Here is a 23,599-nt window from a genome sequence, read left to right as displayed (position 1 = left end):
GCCCACCCCGGGCCAGGCCGTATGTCCCGTTCCCTGCGGCCTGGCCCGGTCCACCTTCCCGGAAGACACCATGCTGAACCTCTCGGTCCTGCTCGAGGACTCCGCCCGCGCGCACCCGAACCGGGACGCAGTGGTCCTCGGCCCGACGCGTCTCACCTACGCCCAGGTCGAGGCCGCCGCGAACCGGATCGCCAACCTCCTGGTCGACCGCGGCATCTGGCCCGGCGACAAGGTCGCGCTCAGTTGTCCGAACGTGCCCTGGTTCCCGATCGTCTACTACGGGATCCTCAAGGCCGGCGCCGTCGTCGTACCGCTCAACATCCTGCTCAAGGGCCGGGAGGTCGCCTACCACCTCGCCGACTCGGAGGCGAAGGCGTACTTCTGCTTCGAGGGCGACGCGGGTCTGCCGATGGGTGCGGAGGGACACGCCGGGTTCAGCGAGACCCCGGGCTGCGAGCACTTCTTCCTCATCACCGCCGACCCCGCGGCGGAAAGCCCGATCGAGGGCGTCGAGACCATGGGCGCCGCGCTGCGGGGCGCGGCGACGACGTTCGACAGCGTCGGGACCTCGGGGGACGACCCGGCCGTGCTCCTCTACACGAGTGGGACGACAGGACAGGCGAAGGGCGCCGTACTCACCCACGCCAACCTGGTCCTCAACGCCCTCGCGTGCAACCGGCTGTTGGAGAACCGGCCGGCCCTGGACACCCATCTGGTCGTGCTGCCGCTGTTCCACTCCTTCGGCGCGACCGTGCAGATGAACGCCGGTTTCTCGACGGCGAGCACACTGGTGCTGCTGCCGCGGTTCGACGCCCGGCAGGCGGTGTCCCTGATGCAGCAGGAGGACATCACCTTCTTCGCGGGCGTCCCCACCATGTGGTGGGGACTGTTGCAGGCGCTCAGCGACGACGTCGACGTCGAGAGGATCGCGAGGAACCTGCGCGTCGGCGTCTCCGGCGGGGCCTCGCTCCCCGCGGAGCTCATCAGGCAGGTCAGGGAGAGGCTGGGCGTCCAGGTCCTGGAGGGCTACGGCCTCTCCGAGACCTCGCCGGTGGTGACCTTCAGCGATCCGGCGCAGGAACCGCGGCCCGGGTCGATCGGCGTGCCGATCTGGGGTGTCGAGGTCAAGCTCGTCAAGCCGGACTGGTCGGAGGTCGAGGACGACGGCACCGGCAGCGCCGTCGGGGAGATCGCGGTCAAGGGCCACAACGTGATGAAGGGCTACCACGGCCGCCCCGAGGACACCGCCGACGCGGTCAGGGACGGCTGGTTCCGCACCGGCGACCTGGCCCGCAGGGACGAGGACGGCTTCTACTACATCGTCGACCGGGCGAAGGACCTGATCATCCGCGGTGGTTTCAACGTCTACCCGCGCGAGGTCGAGGAGGTCCTGATGACGCACCCCGCGATCAGCCTGGCCGCGGTCGTCGGCGTGCCGCACGAGAGCCACGGCGAGGAGATCAAGGCGTTCGTCATCCTCGACCGCGGCGCCGAGGTCCGCCCCGACGAGCTGATCGCCTGGGGCAAGGAACAGATGGCCGGCTACAAGTACCCGCGCATCGTGGAGATCGTCACGACGCTGCCGATGACGTCCACCGGAAAGATCCTCAAGCGCGAACTCACGTGACCGGAAAGACAAGCGCATTCGTACGGGTGGGAAGGACGGCAGATGACAGTGGATGAGGGTCGGCGGAGGGACGCGTTCCTCGACGGGTTCGGCAAGGGGACGGATGCGACCCCCGACTCGCTCGTGACCGCTTGGAAGGCGCGCGTGGCGAAGAACCCGGACGGCACGGCGCTCCGTTACTTCGACGGTGCCCTGTCCGCGCGGGAGGTGGACGCGGCGTCCGACGCCCTGGCCGCCGCGTTCGAGGCCCGCGGGACCGGACGGGGCGATCGCGTCGGCGTGTACCTGCAGAACGTTCCGCAGTACGCGCTGGTGCTGCTGGCCCTGTGGAAGCTGGGGGCCACGGCGCTGGGACTCAATCCGATGTACCGGCGCCAGGAGCTCCGCCGGATCATCGACGACTCCGGGGCGGTCGGGGTCGTCTGCGCGGACGCGGACGTCCACGAGACGCTCGGCACGCTGGCGGGGAGCACGGTCCGATGGCTGGTCAGCACGTCGGCGCTGGACTACCAGTCGAGGAACGACGCACGGGCCTTCGCGACGACGGAACGCCACGCCCCGGCGCCGGACGGCGACCTGGTGGCGCTGATCGACGAGTTCGAGGGCCGCGCTCCCTCGCCCGTGGAGCCGACCCGCGACGACGTCGCGTTCCTGACGTACACGTCGGGAACGACGGGGCCGCCGAAGGGCGCCATGAACACCCACGGCAACGTCCTGAGCGTGGTGACGACCTGTGCGTCGTGGATGGACGTGAGCGACGGGGACGTCGTGCTCGCAGTGGCCCCGCTGTTCCACATCACCGGCGCGGTCGTCAACGCGACGATCTCCCTGCTCACCGACACCACGCTCGTCCTGGCGGGTCGGTTCCACCCCGAGGTCGCCCTGGAGGCCTTCGCCGAGCACGGGGTGACCTACACGATCGGCTCCATCACGGCGTACAACGCGATCTACGAACTTCCGCAGGCCGGACCGGAGCACTTCGCGTCGGTGAAGGCCCTGTACTCCGGGGGCGCGCCGATCCCGCCGGCGACCGTCGAGCGGTTCCGGGAGCGGTTCGGCGTCTACCTCCACAACGGCTACGGGATGACGGAGACGACGTCCGCCGTCATCGCCGTGCCTCCGGGGAGCAGGGCCCCCGTCCATCTGCCGAGCGGGACGCTGTCCGTCGGCAAGCCGCTGCCGCACCTCACGGCACGCGTCGTGGACCTGCACGGCGACCCGGTGCCCAGCGGGGAACAGGGCGAACTCGAACTGAGCGGGCCGCAGGTGGTGCCCGGGTACTGGGGCAAGCCCGAGGCCACTCGGCAGACGATGCCGGAGGGCCGGCTCCGTACCGGTGACGTCGCCGTCATCGACGAGGAGGGCTGGGTCTACCTGGTGGACCGGCTCAAGGACCAGATCAACGTGTCCGGGTACAAGGTCTGGCCGCGCGAGGTCGAGGACGCGCTGTACGAGCACCCGTCGGTCCTCGAGGCCGCGGTTGTCGGGCAGCCGGACGACTACCGCGGAGAAACCGTCGTCGCCTATGTCTCGCTCAAGGCGGGTCTGAACGCGACGGAGGAGGAGCTGATCGCCTTCTCCCGCGACCGGCTGGCCGCCTACAAGTGTCCCCGCACGATCCACTTCATCGCCGACCTGCCCAAGACCCAGAGCGGCAAGATCCGGCGCGCCGAGCTCCGCGGCCTCGACGGCACCGGGCCGGTACCGCCCCGGAAGGACTGATCCATGAACGAGAACCACACCGACCGCGGCCGTTTCTCGGGCCGCACCGCCATCGTGACCGGCGCGAGCCGGGGCATCGGTCTCGCCGTCGCCGAGCGGCTCGTCGCCGAAGGGGCGCGCGTGTGCCTGACCGCGCGCAAGGCCGGGCCGCTCGAAGAGGCCGCCGCCGCCCTCCCCCGGGGCAGCGTCATCACCGTCGCCGGCAAGGCGGACGACCCCGAGCACCGCCGCGAGGTCTTCGACACCGTCGCCCACGAGTTCGGCGGACTGGACGTCCTCGTGAACAACGCGGGCATCAACCCGGCGTACGGCCCCGTCGTCGGCCTGGACCTCGACGTCGCCCGCAAGGTCCTCGAGGTCAACGTCCTCGCCACCCTCGCCTGGGTGCAGGACGCGGTCGCCCACCCGAAGCTCGGCTTCACCGACCGCCGCGGCACCGTCGTGAACCTCTCCTCGGTGACCGGCGACACCCCCGCGCCCGGCATCGGCCTGTACGGCGTGAGCAAGGCGGCGGTGTCCCACCTGACCAGGACCCTGGCCGTCGAGCTCGGCCCGGAGATCCGTGTCAACGCCGTGGCACCCGCGGTGGTGAAGACCCGGTTCGCCGAGGCCCTGTACGAGGGCAAGGAGGCCGAGGTGGCCGCGGAGTACCCCATGAGGCGCCTCGGCGTCCCGTCGGACATCGCCTCCGCCGTGGCCTACCTGGCCTCGGAGGACTCCTCCTGGGTCACCGGTCACATCCTCACCGTCGACGGCGGGCTCACCGTCGCCGGCGGCACCGCGTAAACCGCGCTCACCCGACAAAGGACAGCCATGACTTTCCCTCATCTTCCGCCCGAGGTCGCGGAGCTGCGCGACCGCACGCGCCGGTTCATACGCGAGGTCGTCATCGACGCCGAGCCCGCACCGGGCGGACGTCTCGACCAGGCCACCCGTGACCGGCTGCAGGCGGCGGCGAAGGAGGCCGGCGTCTTCGCGCCGCTCGTGCCGAAGGAGTACGGCGGGCAGGGCCTGCCCATCGAGCACTGGTCGCCGATCCTGCAGGAGGCCGGCTACTCGCCGATCGGCCCCAGCGCGCTCAACTGCATGGCCCCCGACGAGGGAAACATGCACATGCTCAACCTGATCGCGACCGAGGAACAGAAGAAGCGCTATCTCGCGCCTCTTGCGGCGGGGGACGTCCGGTCCTGCTTCGGCATGACCGAGCCCCACCCCGGAGCCGGATCCGACCCGGCGGCGCTGCGGACCACGGCCGTCCGCACCGACGGCGGCTGGATCATCGACGGCCACAAGCGGTTCACCAGCGGCGCCGTGGGCGCCGGGTTCTGCATCGTGATGGCCCGGACCCCGGCCGTCGACGGCTCCCCCGAGGGGGCCACCATGTTCCTCGTCGACCTGACCAACCCCGGCATCCGCATCGGCGAGGCGATCCACACCGTCGACCGCTCCATCGACGGCGGCCATCCCCACCTGTACCTCGAGCACTGCTTCGTCCCCGACGAGTCGGTGCTCGGCGAGGTGGGTCTCGGCTTCCGCTACGCCCAGGTACGGCTCGGACCGGCGCGTCTCACCCACTGCATGCGGTGGCTGGGCCTTGCACGCCGGGCCCACGACATCGCGCTGGACCGGGCCGGGAAGCGGGAGCTGTTCGGCGGCACGATCGACTCCCTCGGCCTGGCCCAGCACCTGATCGCCGAGTCGGTCATCGACGTCGAGACGTCCGACGCGATCATCACCAAGACCGCGGCGCTGCTGCACGGCGATCCGAAGGCGGGATCCGCGATGTCGTCGATCGCGAAGGTGCACTGCTCGGAGGCGATCTTCCGGGTGATCGACCGTGCCATCCAGATCTGCGGCGGCGACGGCGTCTCCGACGGGCTCCCGCTGGCGCAGTACCTGAGCGAGGTCCGCCCGTTCCGCATCTACGACGGCTCCAACGAGACCCACCGGTGGGCCATCGCGCGCCGGGCCTCGGCCGGCCGCGCCGCCGCGGTCCGGGCCGGTGAGCCGTACAGGGGCGACGCCGTCGTCGGCCGGGACGGGGGAGCGTGATGCACACCGTTCCCGACGGCGTGGAAGTCGTCGCGAGCCGGGAGGAGGCCCGTCACCTCGACAGCCCTCCGCTCCTGGTCCTCGACGCGGTCACCGGCTTCCTCGACGCCCACGGCATCGGCCACGGCCCGCTCGCCTGGCAGCGCATCGGCGACGGCCACTCCAACGTCACCTACCTGATCGAGCGCGGCAACGAGTCCGTCGTCCTGCGCCGCGGCCCGCGCCCGCCGCTGCCGAAGTCGACGCACGACATGGTGCGCGAGGCCCGCATCCAGAAGATCCTCGGCGGGCACGGGGTGCCCGTGCCGGAGATCCTCGCGGTCTGCGAGGACGAATCGCTGCTGGGTGTGCCGTTCTACCTCATGGCCCGGCTCGACGGCACGGTCGTCACCGACACGATCCCGGCCCACCTCTCCCCCGCCGCACAGCGCCGGGCCACCAGCGAGGCGGTCGTGGACGCCCTCGTCGCCCTGCACGGCATCGACGTGACCGAAGGGGAACTCGCCTCCCTGGGCCGACCCGAGGGATACCTCGGTCGCCAGGTCGACCGGTTCCGCGGACTGTGGGAGGTCAACACCACCCGCAGCCTGCCCGCGGTGGAGCGCATCGCGGACTGGCTCGCCCGCAACCTGCCAGCCAGCCAGGCCGCCTCGGTGGTGCACGGCGACTACCGCATGGGCAACCTCATGTTCGCCCCCCAGGCGCCGGCCAGGGTCCTCGCGATCCTGGACTGGGAGATGGCCACGCTCGGCGACCCGCTCGCGGACCTGGGGTACCTCACCGCCACCTGGTCCGAGGCCGGCCACCCCGCCACCCCGCTCGAACTCACCCGGGTGACCCGGTCACCCGGCTACCTCACCCAGCGCCAACTGGCCGAGCGCTACCAGCACCGCACCAGCCTCGACCTGACCCCGCTGCCCTGGTACCAGACCCTCGCCCTGTGGAAGGCGGCGATCTTCTGCGAGGCCATCTACACCCGCTGGCAGCGCGGTGAGCGTCCGAACGACACGGTCTTCGGACCGTCGCTCGAAACGGGTGTCCCCCGGCTCCTGGAGCGGGCCGGGCGGTACGCCAGCCTGACGGCGACCACTCGCCGCTGACATCCGACGCGTCCCGGTACGGGGCGCTTCGGCAACCTCGCCGCGGCCAGGTCGTCTTGCTCCGACATCGGTTCACCGCCGTGATGGAAACGATCCGGGTGATCACCACATCGAACTCCTCGACGGCGTCCAACACTCAGCCGTCATGGCGTTTCCTCGCTGCTCGAGTTGGGCGTGACCGGCTTGTGCACCGTGCACCGTGCACCGTGCACCGTACCCAGGGGAAACGGGTGCTCAGTGTCGTTCTCACTGCGGCCGTGGCTGGCGACAGTGAGGTACGAGGTAACCGCCGCAGGCGAAGTTTCGTATTGCTGAACACCGTGTCGTGGGCGTGCCGACTTGGGCGCCCGGGGGAGAGTCCTTGAGTAATCAGACTGTCATTGTGGGTCTCGGCGCCACTGGCCGGGCCATCGCTTCCTCCTTGCTGCAACGCGTGGACGTGGAGATCGTCGGAGCAGTGGACCAGGACCCCCGCGTGGCTGGTCAAGACCTCGGAGTGCTCCTTGACGGCCCCGCGAACGGCATCCTCGTCGTGAGCGACCTGGACGGCCTGCCCGCCGCCGACCTCGCGATCGTGGCGACCACCTCGGATCTGAACCAGGTCGCCGGCACCCTGCTGCCGCTGCTGGAGCGTTCGTACAACGTCCTGAGCATCTGCGAAGAGCTCGCCTATCCCTGGCAGAGCCATCCCGACCTGGCCCGGCGGCTCGACGAGACGGCCAGGGCGAAGGGCGTGACCGTCCTGGGCAGCGGGGCGAACCCGGGCATCTTGATGGACACCCTTCCCCTCCTGCTGACCGCACTGACCCAGCGCGTGGAGAACGTGCGCATCCGCCGACGGACGAACATGTCGCGTTACGGCGCGATCCTGTCGAAGTTCGGCCTCGGTCTGACCGCGGAGGAGTTCGAGAAGGCTCGCAGCCGGGGCGAGGTCGTCGGCCACTACGGCTTCGAGCAGGCCCTCGGAGCGCTCGCGGCGGGGCTCGGGTGGGATCTCGACTCGGTGGACGTGGGCGAGGTCGAACCCGCCGTCGTGACGACCTCGCCGCGCGTCGGGGAACACAGGCGCATCGAGCCGGGTCAGATCTCGGCCGTCACCCATGCCGCCCGCGGCGTGCTCAAGGGCGAGACGGTGATCGACCTGGAGATCACGTTCGGGTTCTTCGAGCCGGCCGACGAGGTGACCGCGGGCGACGACTACCGGATCGTCGGTGAGGAGCAGGTCATCGACCTTCGTTCCTCCGTGGGCTTCGATTCCTTCCTCAGCACGATCGCGGCGGCTGCCAACGCCGCCGCCGCGGTCGTCGAGGCACGACCCGGACTCCTGTCGATGGCAGACCTCCCGGCCCGCGCGCTCGCGGCCAAGGGAGAACGCCGAGCATCCCGGGCCCCGCTCCGAACCACCACTCCTCAGAACTGAGACGGAGACACAGAAGACGGAAAACCTGCTGCTCGCCATCCTCACGCGTCTCGTCGAAGAGACGCCCGTCACGGTTGATCTGCTGGACGGGAACGAGGGCTTGCGGCGCGTGCCGAGCAGATCTTGGCGCGAAGCATGACGTAGGACGAACACCCCACCTCAACGAGACCAGGACAGCATGAGGACCGACGACACGAAATACAGCAGCTTCACCGGCTGGATCGACCGGCCGAACGACGTGCAGCCCGCGCTGGACGGCGATCTCGACTGTGACATCGCCGTCATCGGCGGCGGCATGGGTGGCATGGCGGCTGCGCTGCGCCTCGCGGAGCGTGACCAGGACGTGGTCCTGCTGGAGGCCGAGTTCTGCGGATACGGCTCAGCCTCGCGCAACGGCGGTCAGATCGCCGGGGCACCGGGTGGTGACCTGCGGATGCTCAGCCTCCAGTCCCCGAAGAAGGTGCCGGCCATGGTCAAACTGGCGGAGCACGCGGGCCACTACGTGGAAGACCTCATCAAGACGCACGACATCGACTGCGACTATGTGGCGAACGGCCTGGTGTGGGGTGCGGTCTCACCCCTCATGATGCTCAGGGTGCGCACCCAGGCGGCGGTCCTGCGCGCCTTCGGTGGGCAGGGGACTGTCGGCAGCAGGAAGGAACTCGGCCTCCCTGCCGGCTTCGTGGGCGGTATGCGGGAATCCATCGGCGGGATGCTGAACCCGGGCAAGCTCGCTCGTGGTGTGCGTCGCGCGCTGCTCGCCTCCTCGGCCAAGGTCTTCGAGCAGTCGCGGGTGAGCGATGTCCGCCGGACAGGCAGCACCGTCGAGCTCACGACACCGCATGGCACCGTACGGGCCAACAAGGTGGTGCTCGCGACCAACGTCTACGGCGGCGAGTGGGACATCTGGCCCAAGAACCTCGCGACGCCGCTGTACGTCATCGAGATCGAGTCGGAACCCATCGCGCCGGAGCGGCTCGCCGCACTGGGATGGACCAGCCGGTCCGGCATCATCACCCAGCACCAGTTGATGACTCACTACCGGCTCACCGAGCGCAACACCATCGTCTGCGGGGTCCGCCAAGCGCAGCGGGGCCCGGCCTTCCCGCTCCCGGACCGGGTCCCGGATCCCCGTGTCGTGCAGGACATGGGTAAGGATCTGGCCAATCGGTTCCCGTCGCTGTCCGACGTGGCCATCGAGCGGGCCTGGGGCGGTTGGATCGGCATCAGCCCGGACTGGCTGTCCATTGCCGGGCAGGTGGGTGACAACGTCTTCTACGCGATGGCCTGCAACGGCCACGGCCTCTGCCAGGTGCCGTACGTGACCCATCAGCTCGCCGACTACATCGTCGACGGTGAGATGCCGGATGACCTCGCCGGCATCTGGTCGGACGCCTCGAAGTACTCGCCGTCGATGTCGCTGCTGCTGCAGCCGTTCGTCCTTCGAGCCGTCTGGGGGATCGACCGGTTCAACGACTTCTTCAACGGCAGCAAGACGCTGGCCCGGCGAACGCTCCGTCGTCGCAGGCGCGGGAACTCCTGAAGGTTCGGGTGGCGCCTGGTCCGTGACGACGTGGCGTGGGATCGCCACCCGCCACGACAAGACCGCCGAGTCCTACGAAGCAGTCGTCGCCCTCGCATCACTCCTGGTGCGGGTCACTCCTGGTGCGGGCCTGACATGTGACGACAGAACCTAGGCCGCTGCTCGCCGACGAGAGCCGGCGCGACCTCCTCTGCGGAGACCGCGCCACCGTCGAGCCCCCGCGGTCGCAGGCATGGAGTTCCGACGGGTACGGAGCGCGGCCGCCCGACTCCCTCGCTCGTCCTCAACGACTGCGCCCTCTCCCACGCCCGCTCATGCCATGTCCTTCTTCCTTTCCTTCAGAGAGAGGTCCCGTGCCCTCCGTTTCCTCCCAGCATTCCCCCCGTGACACACGGATGCTGGTCACTGTCAATGCGCTGCCGCTCGCCGTCGGTGTCCTGCTCTCCTGCTCCACGCCCCTCGGAGAGATCTCCGTGTACGGACGTCTCACCCTCGGCATCACCTGGGCACTCACGCAGCTGGTCGTCCTCGTCGGCGGGACCTGGTGGTACGAGAACCGGGCCGCGTCCTCCTTCGAACCGGCCTCGGCGACGACTGCCGCCTCTCGTGCGGCCGGGGGCACGTGGTGACGACGCACCTCCTGAGTGTCGGTGCGCCCGATCTCATCGGCACCGCCGCGAGGGGCGCGGTCATCAGCGCCTTCCTCGTCTTCATCGGCCTCTGCCTGCTGTGGGTCTTCACCCTCGCCACGCAGGACGACGACCCGGAACGCCTCTACGTCGCCGGCCGGTCCCTCCCGCCCGTCTTCAACGGCGTCGCGATGGCGGGGGAACAGATCACGGTCGTCATTCTGGTCTCGCTGCCGGGAGCGATCGCCATCTTCGGCTACGACGGAGTCTCGACCGCCGTCGACAGCGCCCTCGCACTCGGCGTCTTCCTGCTCCTCGCCTCCAGGATTCGCGCGACCCGCCGCTACACCCTGGGCGAGCTGTTCTCCCTGCGTGCCGAGGGACCCGGAGCGAGGATCGCCGGTGCGGTGGTGACCCTGTGCATCGCCGTACCCCTGCTCATGGTCCAACTGCGTGCCGGCGGCATCACCGCCTCCCTTCTGATCGGCATGCCGAGCGAGCGGGCCCAGGTGGTGTGCACGGTGCTGATGGGGTTCCTGATCACGTGCTTCGCTGGGGTGGCCGATCTGCGCGGCACCAGTTTCGTGCAGGTCGCCAAGGTGCCCGTGGCCCTGGCGACGCTCGCCGCGGTGACCCTGCTGGCGCTCCGCCTGTTCGACTGGAGTCCTGGATCCCTGCTGTCGGCCGCCATGGACAACAGCGTGTCGCCGGACGGGTACCTCAGTCCCGGGCTGTGGGCGCACTCCGCCGGCCTCGGGTCGCTCGGCACGCTCGGCACGCTCAGTGACCACATCGTCGTCATCCTCGGCACGGCGATGATGCCCCACCTGCTCCTGCGCGTCAGCGCCAGCCGGGACGTTCCCGGCGCTCGACGCTCCCTGAGCGTCGCCGTAGGGCTGACCGGCCTCTTCTACCTGCTCCTGGTCACGACCGGCTTCGCCGCGGCCGCGGTGGTGGGCAGCGGGCGGATCGGGGCGGTCGACGCGAAGGGGCAGGGAGCCCCGATCCTCCTGGCATCGGAGGTCCTCCCCCAGCACTCCACCGGCCGGGTCGTGCTCATCACCCTCGTGGCCTGTGTCGCCTTCCTCGCCGTCCTCACGGCCGTGGCGAGCGTGACCTTCGCCGCCGCCGTATCCGTGACCCGCGACCTGATCGGGCAGAAGGACCGTACCCGGCTCGGGATCGGGGAGCCGACGGTCCTGCGGCTGTCCGTCGTCGCGCTCTGCGCCGTGAGCCTCTTCCTCACCACCGCCGTGCACCGCTACCCCATCGAGTTCCTCCTCGCCTTCTCGCTGAGCCTGGCGGCCTCATGTGTGTTCCCGGCGCTCGTCTACTCCTTCCTCTGGCCCGGCTTCGACCGCCGAGGGCTGCTGTGGCTCGTCTACGGAGGGCTGTCCCTCTGCGTCCTGCTGACCCTCTTCTCCCCCGCCGTATCCGGGACGGCGTACGCGCTGCTGCCGGAGGAGGACTTCAACCTGTTCCCGCTCCACACCCCCGGGCTGGTCTCCGTCCCGGCAGCCTTCCTCCTCGGATGGCTCGGCAGCGCGCGTCCGTGGGAGCGGACCGCACGTCCCCGGCGCACGGCGCCGGGACCCGGTTCTGCCCGTAACACCCCCGGAGCTCGCATCGACTCCGGCAAGGACGCCGTGAGCGGATAGCTCCGCCGTGCCCGCGACCGGACTGTGCATCGTGCACCGGGACCGGGCGAAGCAGGTGCCCGCTGTCGTTCTCGCCTGCGGTACTGGCTGACGACAGTGAGACGACCACCGCAGGAACAACGCGGAAACGCCATGACCACCGAACCCACCTGGCCGTCGCGGGGGAGTCCCCGGAAGACGGAACGCCCGCGGCTGATCGAACGGTCGACCAACCGCGCTTCAGATCGAGGAAGAGCACACAGATGACGACACAGAAGAAGACCCAGGCGCTGACGGCCGTGGCGAACGACACGCCGGCGGAGGAGATCCTCAAGATCGTGGCCCGTGACGGCGGCGTCATCGTCAAGGGCTTCCTGACGCAGGAGCAGATCGTCCGCTTCAACGCCGAGATAGAGCAGCCGCTGCGGGCGCTCGCCCCGGGGTCCACCCACGAGGACGAAATCGTGGCCGCCTTCCACGGCAGCAACACCAAGCGCCTCACGAACCTGGTGACGCACAGCGCCACGTTCCGCAGCGAGGTCATCGACCATCCCCTGGTCCACGAGATCAGCGACCTGGTCTTCCTCCAGGAGTCGGGCACGTACTGGATGACCACCGCACAGGTGATCGAAATCGGCCCCGGCAACAAGGCGCAGATGCTCCACCGTGACCTGGAGAACTGGTTCCCCTTCATCGGCATGGGGCCCGGCGGCCCGGAAGTCACCATCAACTTCCTGGTCGCCCTGACCGACTTCACGGAGGAGAACGGCGCCACCCGCGTCATCCCCGGAAGCAACCACTGGAGCGACTTCGAGGACCGCGGGACCCCCGAGCAGACGATCCCCGCCGTCATGAACGCCGGAGACGTCCTCCTCATCAGCGGCAAGACCGCGCACGGCGGCGGGGCGAACCGGACCGGCGACGAGTACCGGCGCGGCCTCGCCTTCACGTTCAACGCGGGCTTCCTCACCGGCGAGGAGGCGTACCCCTTCCTGGTCGACAGGGAGCTCGCCAAGACGCTCTCGCCGCGTGTCCAGCGCATGCTCGGCTTCCGCTCCCAGTACCCCACGGGCTCTCCCGGCCTGTGGCAGGTCGACTACGCCGACCTGGGCGACCACCTCGGTCTCTGAGATCCGGGTCGATCAGAGACCGCCGCAGCTGTCCGAGGAGCGCACGCCAAGGCTCTCCCGTACATTCGCCTTATGGGAACCGACGTCGATGCGTTCCTTGGTCAGCTGGCTCGCCGCCTCAGGCCACAGGTGCGGAAGCTGGCCGGCCTGCTGCTCCAGCGCCTGAACAGCGAACTCCCCGAGCTGTCGGAGGAGGCGGACATCGCGGCTCTGAACCTGGAGGAGACGGCCCAGCACATCACCGCCTTCCTGGATCTCCTGGAGAACCGCCCCGATGCGAGCGCGTCGAAGGCTCCTCCGATCGCCTTGGAAGTGGGTCGCCTCTACGCCCGGCGAGGGATTCCGGTGAGCAGGCTCCTCCGTGGCTACCGGATCGGCCATCTCAGCCTGCTCGAACTGCTGCAAGCCGAAGCGTCCCGTCTCACCGACGACTGGCACATGATCCACCTGGCCTCGATGAGGCTGGTCACGATCGGCTTCGACTACGTGGACCGGTCCTCGGAAGAGGTCGTCGCCGCCTACCAGGAGGAGCGCGACCGTCTGCTGCAGCGTCGGCTCGCCCTCACCAACAGGGCGAGCAAACGGATCGGGACCACGCTCGACGTCACCCGGACCGCGGAGGAGCTGACGGAGTTCTGCACCGAGGACTTCGCCGACCTCGTCACCGTCGACCTCTTCGACTCCGCACTCGACGAAACGGGCATGGGTCCAGCAGAGGCTCTGACGCAGCGCCGAGTCGCCCAGCGCTCCGTCCTCGACGGCTGTCCGGAGTCCCTGCTCCGCATCGACGAGGCCCACTCCTACCCCGATGAATCGGAACCGGTTCGCGCACTGACCACCGGACGACCCGTCCTGCACCACATCACGGGGACCGAGATGCCCACGTGGATGGCACCGTCCGAGTCCCACGGCCGAGTGCTGCGCACGCTCGGCCTCCACTCGGTTCTCCTCGTGCCCTTGCACGCCCGCGGGGACACCCTGGGCCTGGTGCAGTTCGTGCGCCATCGCACCTCGGCCCCCTTCGACGACGACGATCTCCTGCTGGCGCGGGAGATCGTCTCCAGGGCAGCGGTGTCCATCGACAACGCCCGTCGGTACACCCATGAGCGTTCCACCGCGCTCACCCTCCAGCGCACCCTGCTGCCGCGGTACACGGTGCGACAAGCGGCCGTCGAAACGGCCTCTCGTTACCTGCCCGCCGGGTCCCGCGCTGGTGTGGGCGGGGACTGGTACGACGTGATTCCGCTGTCCGGGGCCCGCGTCGCGCTCGTCGTCGGCGACGTCGTCGGTCGCGGTCTGCACGCCGCCGCCACCATGGGCCGGCTCCGCACAGCGGTCCGCGCCTTCGCCGACATCGACCTCATGCCCGACGAACTCCTCACCCATCTGGACGACGTGGTCATCCGGATGCAGCGGGAGGAGTCGCGGGACGAGGGCGAGACCAGCGCCACCTGCCTGTACGCGATCTACGACCCCGCCTCCCGCCGGTGCTCCCTCGCCAGTGCCGGCCACATCCCGCCGACCGTGGTCACCCCCTCGACCACCGGCGGGGCCATCCCGACCTCCGGCGTGGTCGAGCTGCCCGAGGTACCGATCGGACCGCCTCTCGGCCTGGGCGGACTCCCCTTCGAGACCGCCGAGTTCGAACTGCAGGAGGGCAGCCTGCTGGTCCTGCACACCGACGGGCTGATCGCCGCCGACCGCACGCGTGACGTCGACCTCTCACTCACCACGCTGCACGGTGTCCTCGCCTCGGCGCCGGAGTCGTTGGAGGAGACCTGCGACCGGCTGCTGGCCGCGCTGTTGCCCAGCCGACCCGCCGATGACGTCGCTCTGCTCGTCGCCCGGACCCGTGCCCTCGACCCGGACCACGTCGCCACGATGGACCTCCCGTCCGATCCGGCAGCCGTGTCCGGGGCCCGCGGTTTCGCGTCCGACGTCCTGACGGCCTGGGGGCTGGAGGAACTGTCCTTCACCACGGAACTGGTCGTCAGCGAACTGGTGACGAACGCGATCCGCTACGGCAAGAGCCCCATCCAGCTGCGGCTGGTCCTCCAGACGACGCTCACCTGCGAGGTCTCCGACGCCAGCAGCACCGCCCCGCATCTGCGCCGCGCCCGGATCTTCGACGAGGGCGGCCGCGGCCTGCTCCTGGTGGCCCAGCTCGCCGAACGCTGGGGCGCACGGCACAACCGCGAGGGAAAGGTCATCTGGGCCGAGCAGGCCCTTCCCGCGGACAGCGGGCCGGGCATCGAAGGGACGTGACCCCGCTCGGACCCCGGGAAGAGGAACGAGTTCGCCCGAACCGCCCGCCTGACCTGCAGGCGAGCCGTCGACCAAGGCGACTGTGTCGACCGACTGAGTCGATATAGTGGGCTTATGGCTCATGTTTCCGCGGCGGAGCGCCGCCCTCAGTTGATCAAGGCGGCCATCGACCTCATGGCCCGGGAGGGCGTGGCCGCGGGGAGCACCCGCGCCATCGCCGCGGAGCTCGGTGTCGCGCAGACCACCGTCCACTACACCTTCGGCACGAAGGAGGACCTCTACCGCGCGGTCATGGACCACATCACCGACGAGCTGGTCGCGCAGGTGCAGCGGGCGGCGCCGGAGGACGCGGGCTTCGAGGAGACCATCGGCGCCTTCGCGGGGGCCCTGTGGGGCACCGTGCGCGAGCCGACGTCGCACCACCAGCTGCTCAGCGAGCTGACCATGTTCGCCCTGCGTGTACCCGGTCTCAACGAGGCCCGGCAGGGTCACTACCGGCGGGTCATAGAGGTGACCGCGCAGGTGATCGCCGAGACGGCGGAGAGGACGGGGCAGAAACTGGCCGAATCCCCGGAGACGGTGGCCCGGTTCTTCCTCTCCGGCTTCGACGGACTCACCATGCAGGTCCTCGTGGCCCTGCCGGACGAGGCCACCGAGCGGACCGGCCTCAGGGCGCTCGTGGCCGCGACCGTGGCGCTGGCCAAGGGGGACCTCGGCCTCCCTGACGTGCCGATGGCCTGACACGACGCGAGAACGGTTGTGGGCGCACCTTTCCAGGTGCGCCCACAACCGTCTCTAACTTCTCGTGGGGTTCAGCCGGCCCAGACGTCCTCGACGTAGCGCCCGGACGCGACGAGCTCCGCGAGCCATGCCACGGCCTGCTCGTCGCTCGCGCCGGTCCGCTCGCGGTGAATCGCCATGAACGCCTCCCGTACGGCGGGTGCCATACGGCGGCCGTCGCCGCAGACGTAGACGCGGCCGCCGGCCTCCAGGACCGACCACACCTCCTCGCTCTCGCGGGCGATGCGCTCCTGGACGAAGCGGGCCCCGTTCTCGGGCGCGTGCATGAAGGTGGGGCGCATGCTGACGGCGCCGGCCGCCTCGGCCGCCTCGAACTCCTCCCGGTGCAGGAAGTCCACGTCGGGGTGGTCGCAGCCGAAGTAGCAGAGCAGGGTGCCGGTCGAGCCGGTGTGGTGGCGGTCGAGGACCGCGCCGCGGAAGGGCGCGAGGCCGGTGCCCGCGCTGATCAGGATCACCGGCACGGAGGTGTCCTCGGGGAGGCGGAAGGACTCGCTGCACGGCAGGACCCGGGCCTGGATCACGTCGCCCGCGTTCACGGTCTGCAGGAAGTGCGAGGCGATGCCCCGGAAGGTGCCCTCGCCCGACCGGTGGGGCGCGGCGAGCAGCGACACCATCAGGTCGGCCTCGCCGGGCCGGGCCGCGGCGGACGATGAGATCGAGTAGTGCCGGGGCCGCAGGACCGGCAGCAGCTCCAGGAAGCGCTCGAAGGGCAGCTCGCACGCGCGGTGGCGCTCCAGGAGGTCCAGGACGCTGAGCCCCGCGACGGTCACCTGCTCCCGGAAGGTCCCGGGATCGGCGGTGGCGAAGGCGGTGAGCGGCTGCTTCTCGGGCGGGCAGGCGGTGTGCTCGGCGAGCACGGCGACCTGCTCCTGGGTGGCCGCGTCCTGGAGCTCGACGAAGTCGGTGAGGAGGCGGCGCAGGGTCAGCGGCCGGTCGACGGGCAGGGCGCCCCGGCTCCGGCGCCGGGCGCGCAGCCGGACGGTGCGGTCCAGGTCGAGGCCGAAGCGGTCGGCGACGCGCTGGACGAGGGCCTCGGAATTGCTGGGCAGGACGGCCAGGTGGTCGGCGGTGCGGTAGGTGACGCCCTCGGGCAGCCGGAGCCGCAGGAACCGCTTGGAGCGTCCCAGTTCGTGGTCGGTGTCGACGAGTTCGTACGCTTCGAGGACCTCCATCGGCCGGACGCCGTGGCGCTCGGCGAGGCCGCCGAGGACTGACTCGGAGGTGTCCTCCAACTCGTACAGCCCCTCGCCTTCCGTCTCCGGTACGGGGTCGGCCGCCTCACCGGCGACCGCCTCGCCGTACCCGTCCAGGAGCGCCTTCCACAGGTCTTCCGTCCACTGGTCGACCGCTCCGCCGAAGTCGCCGGAGGCGTCGGCGCTGCCGCGCTCCAGGAGCGGAGTGGCGCCGGCGGCGGTCAGACGCTCGTCGATCAGGGTGGGGATCCGCTGGTAGGTGGCTGCCCAGTTGCGGTCGCCGACACCGAGGACGGCGTACCGCAGCCCGGCGAGCGAGCCGGGGGCGAGGTTCTCCAGCCGGGCGACGAACCCGGCGGCGTCGTCGGTGGGGCGACCGTTGTAGGAGGCGGCGACGATGACGACGGGCCCCTTGGAGCCGGCCAGCCTCTCCGTGTACGCGTCGAGGGGGGCGACGGACGGGGTGAAGCCGTGCTCCTCGCCGTCGGTGCCGAGGTCGCGGGCGATGCCGGCACAGGTGCCGAGGTTGGAGCCGTGCAGCAGGGTCAGCGCGGTGCCGCTCGCCCGGCGCGTCACGGCCGCGGTCCGGCCCGCGACGGGGGCGGCCGCCGTCGCGGCGGGCAGGCGCCGTTCGTCGCTGGTGCGGCGGGCGAGCCGCAGGCTGAAACCGTCGGGCTTGATGGTCAGCGTCGACTTGATCTTCATCTGGTAGTCGGTGTGGTCGATCAGACGGTAGCGGTGCACCAGCAGGCCGAGCAGCAGGGTGGCCTCGTGCAGCGCGAACTGGCGGCCGATGCAGGCCCGCTCGCCGCTGCCGAACGGCTTGAAGGCGTGGACCGAACGGGCCGCCTCCCGCTCGGGGGTGAAGCGCTCGGGATCGAACAGCTCGACGTTCTCCCCCCAGGCCGCATCGCGGTGCAGGGCCGAGGTGATCACCATCAGCGACTCGCCCTTGCGCACGGGGTACTTGCCGCCGATGACGGTGTCCTCGATCGGCTCGACGGCGTACGCGGGCGCCGTCGGCCACAGCCGCAGGCTCTCGTTGAGGATCTGGCGGATGTAGGTGAGTTTGCCGATGTCCCCGTACTGGGGGTCCGGGGACTCGGCGTCGCCCCACAGGGCGTCCACCTCGGCCTGGGCCCGGGCGAGCACCTCCGGATGCTTGGTCAGGTAGTACAGGGCGAAGGAGAGCGCGCTGCTGGTGGTCTCGTGGCCCGCGATCAGGAAGGTGATCACCTGGTGCCGGATGTTGACGTCGTCCAGCGGCTCGCCGGTGACGGGGTCCTTCGTGTGCAGCATCAACCCCATCAGGTCGTCCGTGCTGGTGTCGCCGGAGGCGCGGCGCTCCCTGATCACGTCGTCCACGAGGTCCGTCATCAGGTCGATGTCCGCGCGGAACTGCTCGACCTTCTTCCTCTTGAACAGCTCGGAGCCCGGGATGGACTCGCCCTTCTCCTGGGCGAAGACGAGGGCCCGGGCCATCGCCTCGACGAACGGGTGCAGGTCGTTCCGGCGGAAGGACTGGAAGTCGTAGCCGAAGCCGCACAGGCCGATCGTGTCGAAGGTCAGACGGGTCATCTCGTCGGGCACGTCCACCGACTGCACCCCGGCCAGCCGGTCCCACTTGCCGATCAGCGAGCGGGCGACCTTGAGCATGGGGTCGTGGTAGCTGCGCATCGCGCCGAGCGAGAACGCGGGCATCAGGATGTCGTGGGCCTTGCGCCAGTTCGGTTCGTGGTTGTAGGCGGTGAACAGACCGTCCCCGGCCAGAGCTCGGACCTCGACCAGGTCGGCGTGGACGTGCTTGCGGAAGCGGGTCTCGTCCGACAGCTCGGTCACGAGGTCCAGACCGCCGACCATGACGGTGTCCCTCCCGAAGAGCCGCAGCCGGTACACGGGCCCGAATTCCTTGAACTCCTTCAGCAGGTAGGCCAGGAAGTCCGCGCCCGCGGGAACGTTGAACGCGTGGCCTACGAGGGGCAGCGGGGGGCGCTCGGGGATCGCCCGCGCCGCACCTACGGACACCTGAGTCATGAGCGTGCCTTTCGTTGCACTCCAGCAGTCGCCGACCAACTTACACACGACTGTGTCACCTGAACATGTCGGTCGACTGTATTGAGTGACACAGTCGACTGTTGGAACTTGATGACCTCGAAGAACGTCCGGCGGAGGCCGCTTGACAGGCGACATTGTCAGTCGACACGGTTGAGCGACATGGTCAGTCGACCATGTCGTGCGCATGAGCTGCACGCACGCTTCTCACCGAGCACATCGAGGTTTCCGCATGAACACCATGCTGGCCGGACGGCTGCGCCTGGACACCCGCACCTTCGCCGTCGAGGAGGTCCCGATCCCGGTTCCCGGTCCGGGCGAGGTCCTCGTCGAGGTGCGGGCCGCCGGTGTCTGCCTGTCCGACATCCATCTGATCGACGGCAGCCTGAGCCCCTTCTTCCCCGTGGACGCCGTCAAGGAATCCGGCGCCATCACCCCCGGCCACGAGGTGGCCGGCGTCGTCCACACCGTCGGCCCCGACGTGAAGGGCGACTGGACCCCCGGCCGACGGGTCGTGCTCCAGGCCGGGCAAGCGTGCGGCGACTGCGCCGACTGCCTGCGCCACGCGCTCTGCCGCCGGCCCCGGACCCGTGGAGTGGACTACGACGGCGGCTGGGCACAGTACGCCCTCGCCCGGGAGGACACCCTGCTCCCCATCCCGGACCACCTGCCGTTCGACCAGGCCGCGATCATCCCCGACGCCGTCTCCACCCCGTACGCCGCGATCGTGGACACCGGCGCCGTCCGACCCGCGCAGGCGGTCGGCATCTGGGGAGCCGGAGGCCTCGGCGCCCACGGCATCCGACTCGCCCGCCTGGTCGGCGCCGCCCCCGTCATCGCCGTCGACCCGCTGCCCTCGGCCCGCGAGCGCGCCCTCCTCTTCGGAGCCGACCATGCGCTGGACCCCACGGCCGGAGACTTCGCCGAGGCGGTGCGCGAAGCCACGGCAGGCCGGGGCATCGACGTCGCCTTCGATTTCGCCGGCGTCGGAGCGGCCCGCGCCCAGGCCACCACCGTGCTCGGCCCGAACGGCGTCCTGGTACTCGCCGGCCTCACCCCGGAGCCGGTCACCGTCGCCGACAGCATCGGCTTCTGCTTCAACGTCCAGCAGATCCGCGGACACTACGGCTCCGAGCCGGAGCACGTGGAACAACTCGTCGGACTGGCAGCGGCCGGGCGGATCGACCTCGGCCCCTCCGTCAGCGCCCACGTCCCCCTGGCCGAGGCCGCGGACGCCGTCGCCCGGCTGGAGAAGAAGATCGGAGACCCGATCCGCCTCGTGCTCATCCCCTGAGCAGGAAGGGCGGTGGCCGGCTCGCCACGCCCAGCGCGGCTGATCCGGCCACCGTCTCATCACCCAGAAAGTCCAGCGCTGCCTCGCCCTCCACGAGGTTGTCGGCATGGAAAGCCACCGCGAAGGCGGCCAGCACGCAGATCCAGGCGACGACGACGAGGCCGAGCGCCATCAGGACCCGTACCGCCGCCGGGAAAGCGGAACCCAGATGCCCGGGACGCCAGACCGCCGACACCACGAGCGCCGCCGACGCGATGAGGACCGACACTCCCGGCCCCGGTACGCTCCCCAGGAGATAGCGCTGCAGCACGGCGCCCCGCGCCTCCGGCCGGGCCCACAGTCGGACCCGTTCCGGCGGCGCGGTCGAGAAGGCCCTCAGCGTGACCACCAGGTAGCACAGCAGGTAGGCGAACAGCGCCACCACGCCCAGGTCGGCACTCGATGCGGACAGCAACCCCGGCGCGAGAACCCCAGCAGGCCGAGGAGCACGGCGACACAGAGCCCGACGACCGTGCTCACCGCGGACCGGCGGCGCTCGGAGAGCCATGAATGCACCGGCAGTGAGCTCTTTCCAAGCTGCGATGCCGACCGCGAGCTGGACATGTCTGCATAACGACGAAGCTCCTGGTAGACGGGTTCTCGACCAAGATCACCCGTCTCCGCCAGGAGCTTCGCGTGCTTGTCCACCCTTCCCCGAGCTCTCGGCTTCGCTCGAGCAGGGGAGACCCCATTCGATCGACCTGTCCAGCCGTACTCTGCGGTTCCTGGCCGGACGGCTGGCGGCCAGGCGACGGGAGATCGGGACGCGCCGGCGGCGCCTTCCCGCCTCACGACAGGCCCTGCTCGCCCTGGCCCACCTGCGGTGCGGTGACACACCTATACCCAGCCGGCCGCCGGGTTCGGCATCGGGATCATGACCGCCTACCGCCACATACGCGAAGCTGTCGAGGCCCTGGCCGCCCTCGCCCCGTCCCTGGCCACACGGACTCAAAGGCATTCTCTTCCGGGGCCGGCCCGGTGTCCTGCGCCGGAAAGGGCATAGAGCCTGCCTCTTGGAATTGCCATGCGCATGGCGCTGCATGCCAACTCGAAGTCGTGTACCAGCGGCCGATCGAGCGGGTCGTGGGTCTCGACGACGCTGCGGTGCTGCTGCCCGGCTTCAACCGGGTCTCCCCAGCCGGGATGACGATGATCGATCCGCTCCACGACTGAACCCACGGCGGACGCGGCCGGGGCGGCGGGCGTGGCGTCGGGCTGTGGACGGGTTGTCGGGTGATGATGCCGAAGTGCGACTTGATCACGTGTCCTATGCGGTGGCCCGCGACAGCTTCGTCTCGACCGTCCAGCGGATCGGATCGGCCCTCGGCGCCGGGTTCGTCGACGGGGGCGTACACCCGCGATTCGGCACCCGCAATTTCGTTCTCCCGCTGAGCGGCGGCACCTACGTCGAGGTCGTCACCACACTCGACCACCCCGCCGCCGACCGCGCACCCTTCGGCCAGGCGGTCGCGCGCCGCGCCGCCGAGGGCGGCGGCTGGCTCGGTTGGGTGGTCTCCGTCGACGACATCGCCCCGGTCGAGGCCCGCCTCGGCCGCACCTCGACCGAGGGCCACCGGGTCCGCCCCGACGGGTTCGACCTGAGATGGAAGCAGATCGGCCTGCTGGAACTAATGGAGGACCCGCAACTACCCTATTTCCTTCAGTGGTTGGTCCCCAGCGAGGAGCGCCCGAGCGCCGACCCTCGCACCTCCACGACCATCCACGGAGTCTCCATCGCCGGCGACGCCGCCTCCATCGCCGAATTCCTCGGCGAACCGGCCGACCATCCCCTCGACCAGATCGACGTCACCTGGGTCGAAGATGAGGAACCGGGCCTGGTCTCGGTCGAGTTCGCCACCGCCCACGGCCCGGTCACGATCTGACCCCAGCCGACTGCCCCGCGGGAGCAGCCGGCTGGGGTCTCCTGGCCGGCACGTGTCCCTTTGACGGGAGGCGCGTCGCGGCGGACGATTCGGGGCCTCCCGGACGCCAGCCGGGCAGCCGGAGGCGCATCGGCGACGGCCGGTGGCTGAATACGCTCGGAGTTGCGCGGGTCGGGCCGCCCGGACGCCCAAGACGGAGTCCGGCCCCGGCAGGGAGCCGGGACCGGACAACTGGTGCGATGTCCACGGGCAGCACCGTACGGATTGCAGAGGTGGGGCCTCGGGTGCTTCACGCAGGCCGGGCACAAGGTCCAAAGCCCCCCTTCCGCACCCGGACGCTTCACCCGGTCGGCGTAGTCCGCCCGGGACGGCCGCAGGCGCCAGGCATGCTCATCGAGGACGTGGCCACGTCACGGTGCGTCAATGCCGGCAGGACGGCCGGACACGGAGCAGCTCGGTCCGCAGGACGGGTGCGCCGTCGACCGGTGCCGGGTTCTCCGCGGTCGGCTCGATGCCTGCGGCGGCGATCTTGTCGAGTGTCGTCAGGCCGTCGGGGTCGACCGTGCCGAACACCGTGTAGTTCGGTCGCAGTGCGGAGTCGCCGTAGACGACGAAGAACTGTGAGCCGTTCGTGTTCGGACCGGCGTTGGCCATCGCCAGCAGGCCGCGCCCGTAGAGGCGGCGCGTGCCGGTGGGATCGGTGGGTGCGGGCGGCAGGTCCACCGGCAGCTCGTCCTTGTACTTGTACCCGGGGCCGCCCTCACCGGTACCGGTCGGGTCGCCGCACTGCAGGACCTTCAGCGTCGGATACGCCGTCAGACGGTGGCACACCGTACGGTCGTAGAACCCGTGTCGTGCCAGGTGCAGGAAACTCTGCACCGTGCACGGCGCCTTGGCCCGGTCCACGTGCAGCGGGAGCGAGCCCTGGCTGGTCGGAACCGCCATGTCCACCGTGCCGCGACTGGGGGTGCGCCGCGGGTCGGGCGGCAGCGGAACAGGCCGCGCCGGCGGCTCGTCCGGGGTCTGCGTGTACTGGCAAGGGCCGTGCGTGGTGCGTGGCGGGGCGCTGTCGGAAGCGGTGGCGACACTCCCCCCGGACACGACTAACGCCACGGCCGCGAATGCGCCGATCAGTGCTCGTTTCATCTTGCACGCCCTCCCGGTGATCTCCAGGTCTTGGAGCGGTCGCAGTCTAGGGCCTGTTTCAGAAGT

General features: G+C 70.1%; 17 protein-coding genes and 1 pseudogene. 15 read left to right on the top strand and 3 right to left on the bottom strand.

The features are described from left to right. Positions 1-70: 70 nt before the first annotated feature. From CCN56_RS14580 to CCN56_RS14525, 12 genes are all read left to right on the top strand, one after another. On the top strand, positions 71-1,627 hold the full coding sequence (locus tag CCN56_RS14580) for a long-chain fatty acid--CoA ligase (protein WP_086827099.1): 1,557 nt from the start codon (positions 71-73) through the stop codon (positions 1,625-1,627). 42 nt (positions 1,628-1,669) lie between these two features. Further along, on the top strand, positions 1,670-3,349 hold the full coding sequence (locus tag CCN56_RS14575; RefSeq protein ID WP_086827097.1) for a class I adenylate-forming enzyme family protein: 1,680 nt from the start codon (positions 1,670-1,672) through the stop codon (positions 3,347-3,349). A gap of 3 nt (positions 3,350-3,352) precedes the next feature. Beyond that, on the top strand, positions 3,353-4,135 hold the full coding sequence (locus tag CCN56_RS14570) for an SDR family oxidoreductase (RefSeq protein WP_086827095.1): 783 nt from the start codon (positions 3,353-3,355) through the stop codon (positions 4,133-4,135). A 27-nt stretch (positions 4,136-4,162) separates the two neighbouring features. Beyond that, complete coding sequence (locus tag CCN56_RS14565) at positions 4,163-5,401, top strand: acyl-CoA dehydrogenase family protein (protein WP_086827093.1); 1,239 nt, start codon at positions 4,163-4,165, stop codon at positions 5,399-5,401. After that, complete coding sequence (locus CCN56_RS14560) at positions 5,401-6,501, top strand: phosphotransferase family protein (protein WP_256961973.1); 1,101 nt, start codon at positions 5,401-5,403, stop codon at positions 6,499-6,501. The genes CCN56_RS14565 and CCN56_RS14560 overlap by 1 nt, the downstream gene beginning before the upstream one ends. 475 nt (positions 6,502-6,976) lie before the next feature. After that, positions 6,977-7,921: a dihydrodipicolinate reductase gene (locus CCN56_RS14555; RefSeq protein ID WP_256961972.1), complete on the top strand. Its 945-nt coding sequence runs from the start codon at positions 6,977-6,979 to the stop codon at positions 7,919-7,921. A 178-nt stretch (positions 7,922-8,099) separates the two neighbouring features. Beyond that, on the top strand, positions 8,100-9,464 hold the full coding sequence (locus CCN56_RS14550; protein WP_086827087.1) for an FAD-binding oxidoreductase: 1,365 nt from the start codon (positions 8,100-8,102) through the stop codon (positions 9,462-9,464). Between the two features lie 395 nt (positions 9,465-9,859). Then, positions 9,860-10,093 carry a hypothetical protein gene (locus CCN56_RS14545; protein ID WP_086827085.1) on the top strand — a complete coding sequence of 78 codons (234 nt, stop codon included), beginning with the start codon at positions 9,860-9,862 and terminating at the stop codon, positions 10,091-10,093. Then, positions 10,090-11,751 carry a transporter gene (locus tag CCN56_RS14540; RefSeq protein ID WP_256961971.1) on the top strand — a complete coding sequence of 554 codons (1,662 nt, stop codon included), beginning with the start codon at positions 10,090-10,092 and terminating at the stop codon, positions 11,749-11,751. Before CCN56_RS14545 ends, CCN56_RS14540 begins: the two co-directional genes overlap by 4 nt. 242 nt (positions 11,752-11,993) lie before the next feature. Continuing rightward, on the top strand, positions 11,994-12,860 hold the full coding sequence (locus CCN56_RS14535) for a phytanoyl-CoA dioxygenase family protein (protein WP_086827081.1): 867 nt from the start codon (positions 11,994-11,996) through the stop codon (positions 12,858-12,860). A 72-nt stretch (positions 12,861-12,932) separates the two neighbouring features. Then, positions 12,933-15,125 (top strand): SpoIIE family protein phosphatase, encoded by a 2,193-nt coding sequence (locus CCN56_RS14530; RefSeq protein ID WP_086827079.1) that lies wholly within the window; start codon positions 12,933-12,935, stop codon positions 15,123-15,125. A gap of 114 nt (positions 15,126-15,239) precedes the next feature. Next, on the top strand, positions 15,240-15,866 hold the full coding sequence (locus CCN56_RS14525; protein WP_086827077.1) for a TetR/AcrR family transcriptional regulator: 627 nt from the start codon (positions 15,240-15,242) through the stop codon (positions 15,864-15,866). Positions 15,867-15,937: 71 nt separating this feature from the next. Here CCN56_RS14525 and CCN56_RS14520 read toward each other — a convergent pair whose 3' ends face one another. Then, entirely contained in the window at positions 15,938-19,153 is a 3,216-nt protein-coding gene (locus CCN56_RS14520) for a bifunctional cytochrome P450/NADPH--P450 reductase (protein WP_086827075.1), read from the bottom strand. 250 nt (positions 19,154-19,403) lie between these two features. Here CCN56_RS14520 and CCN56_RS14515 point away from each other — a divergent pair, with 250 nt between their 5' ends. Continuing rightward, positions 19,404-20,465, top strand: a complete 1,062-nt coding sequence (locus tag CCN56_RS14515) for a zinc-binding dehydrogenase (protein ID WP_086827073.1) — start codon at positions 19,404-19,406, stop codon at positions 20,463-20,465. Here CCN56_RS14515 and CCN56_RS14510 read toward each other — a convergent pair. Beyond that, positions 20,455-20,919, bottom strand: coding sequence for a DUF1345 domain-containing protein (locus CCN56_RS14510; RefSeq protein ID WP_256961970.1), 465 nt, complete (start codon positions 20,917-20,919; stop codon positions 20,455-20,457). The genes CCN56_RS14515 and CCN56_RS14510 overlap by 11 nt on opposite strands. A 280-nt stretch (positions 20,920-21,199) precedes the next feature. Here CCN56_RS14510 and CCN56_RS14505 point away from each other — a divergent pair. Then, positions 21,200-21,444 (top strand): annotated as a pseudogene (locus CCN56_RS14505) (transposase family protein); the annotation flags it as partial. Positions 21,445-21,751: 307 nt separating this feature from the next. Next, on the top strand, positions 21,752-22,387 hold the full coding sequence (locus CCN56_RS14500) for a VOC family protein (protein ID WP_086827071.1): 636 nt from the start codon (positions 21,752-21,754) through the stop codon (positions 22,385-22,387). A gap of 420 nt (positions 22,388-22,807) precedes the next feature. Here CCN56_RS14500 and CCN56_RS14495 read toward each other — a convergent pair whose 3' ends face one another. Beyond that, positions 22,808-23,332, bottom strand: a complete 525-nt coding sequence (locus CCN56_RS14495; RefSeq protein ID WP_256961969.1) for a peptidylprolyl isomerase — start codon at positions 23,330-23,332, stop codon at positions 22,808-22,810. Positions 23,333-23,599 lie beyond the last annotated feature (267 nt).

This window comes from Streptomyces sp. NRRL B-24572 (genome assembly GCF_002156145.1).
Classification (GTDB): Bacteria; Actinomycetota; Actinomycetes; order Streptomycetales; family Streptomycetaceae; genus Streptomyces; species Streptomyces vietnamensis.
This window is presented reverse-complemented; position numbering and strand designations above follow the sequence as displayed.

Bases quoted from the DNA above. Each gene is read 5' to 3' on its own strand.
- CCN56_RS14515 (WP_086827073.1), top strand. From the start codon at position 19,404: ATGAACACCATGCTGGCCGGACGGCTGCGCCTGGACACCCGCACCTTC.
- CCN56_RS14545 (WP_086827085.1), top strand. From the start codon at position 9,860: ATGCTGGTCACTGTCAATGCGCTGCCGCTCGCCGTCGGTGTCCTGCTC.
- CCN56_RS14530 (WP_086827079.1), top strand. From the start codon at position 12,933: ATGGGAACCGACGTCGATGCGTTCCTTGGTCAGCTGGCTCGCCGCCTC.
- CCN56_RS14575 (WP_086827097.1), top strand. From the start codon at position 1,670: ATGACAGTGGATGAGGGTCGGCGGAGGGACGCGTTCCTCGACGGGTTC.
- CCN56_RS14520 (WP_086827075.1), bottom strand. From the start codon at position 19,153: ATGACTCAGGTGTCCGTAGGTGCGGCGCGGGCGATCCCCGAGCGCCCC.
- CCN56_RS14570 (WP_086827095.1), top strand. From the start codon at position 3,353: ATGAACGAGAACCACACCGACCGCGGCCGTTTCTCGGGCCGCACCGCC.
- CCN56_RS14580 (WP_086827099.1), top strand. From the start codon at position 71: ATGCTGAACCTCTCGGTCCTGCTCGAGGACTCCGCCCGCGCGCACCCG.
- CCN56_RS14550 (WP_086827087.1), top strand. From the start codon at position 8,100: ATGAGGACCGACGACACGAAATACAGCAGCTTCACCGGCTGGATCGAC.
- CCN56_RS14535 (WP_086827081.1), top strand. From the start codon at position 11,994: ATGACGACACAGAAGAAGACCCAGGCGCTGACGGCCGTGGCGAACGAC.
- CCN56_RS14525 (WP_086827077.1), top strand. From the start codon at position 15,240: ATGGCTCATGTTTCCGCGGCGGAGCGCCGCCCTCAGTTGATCAAGGCG.
- CCN56_RS14495 (WP_256961969.1), bottom strand. From the start codon at position 23,332: ATGGCGGTTCCGACCAGCCAGGGCTCGCTCCCGCTGCACGTGGACCGG.
- CCN56_RS14565 (WP_086827093.1), top strand. From the start codon at position 4,163: ATGACTTTCCCTCATCTTCCGCCCGAGGTCGCGGAGCTGCGCGACCGC.
- CCN56_RS14560 (WP_256961973.1), top strand. From the start codon at position 5,401: ATGCACACCGTTCCCGACGGCGTGGAAGTCGTCGCGAGCCGGGAGGAG.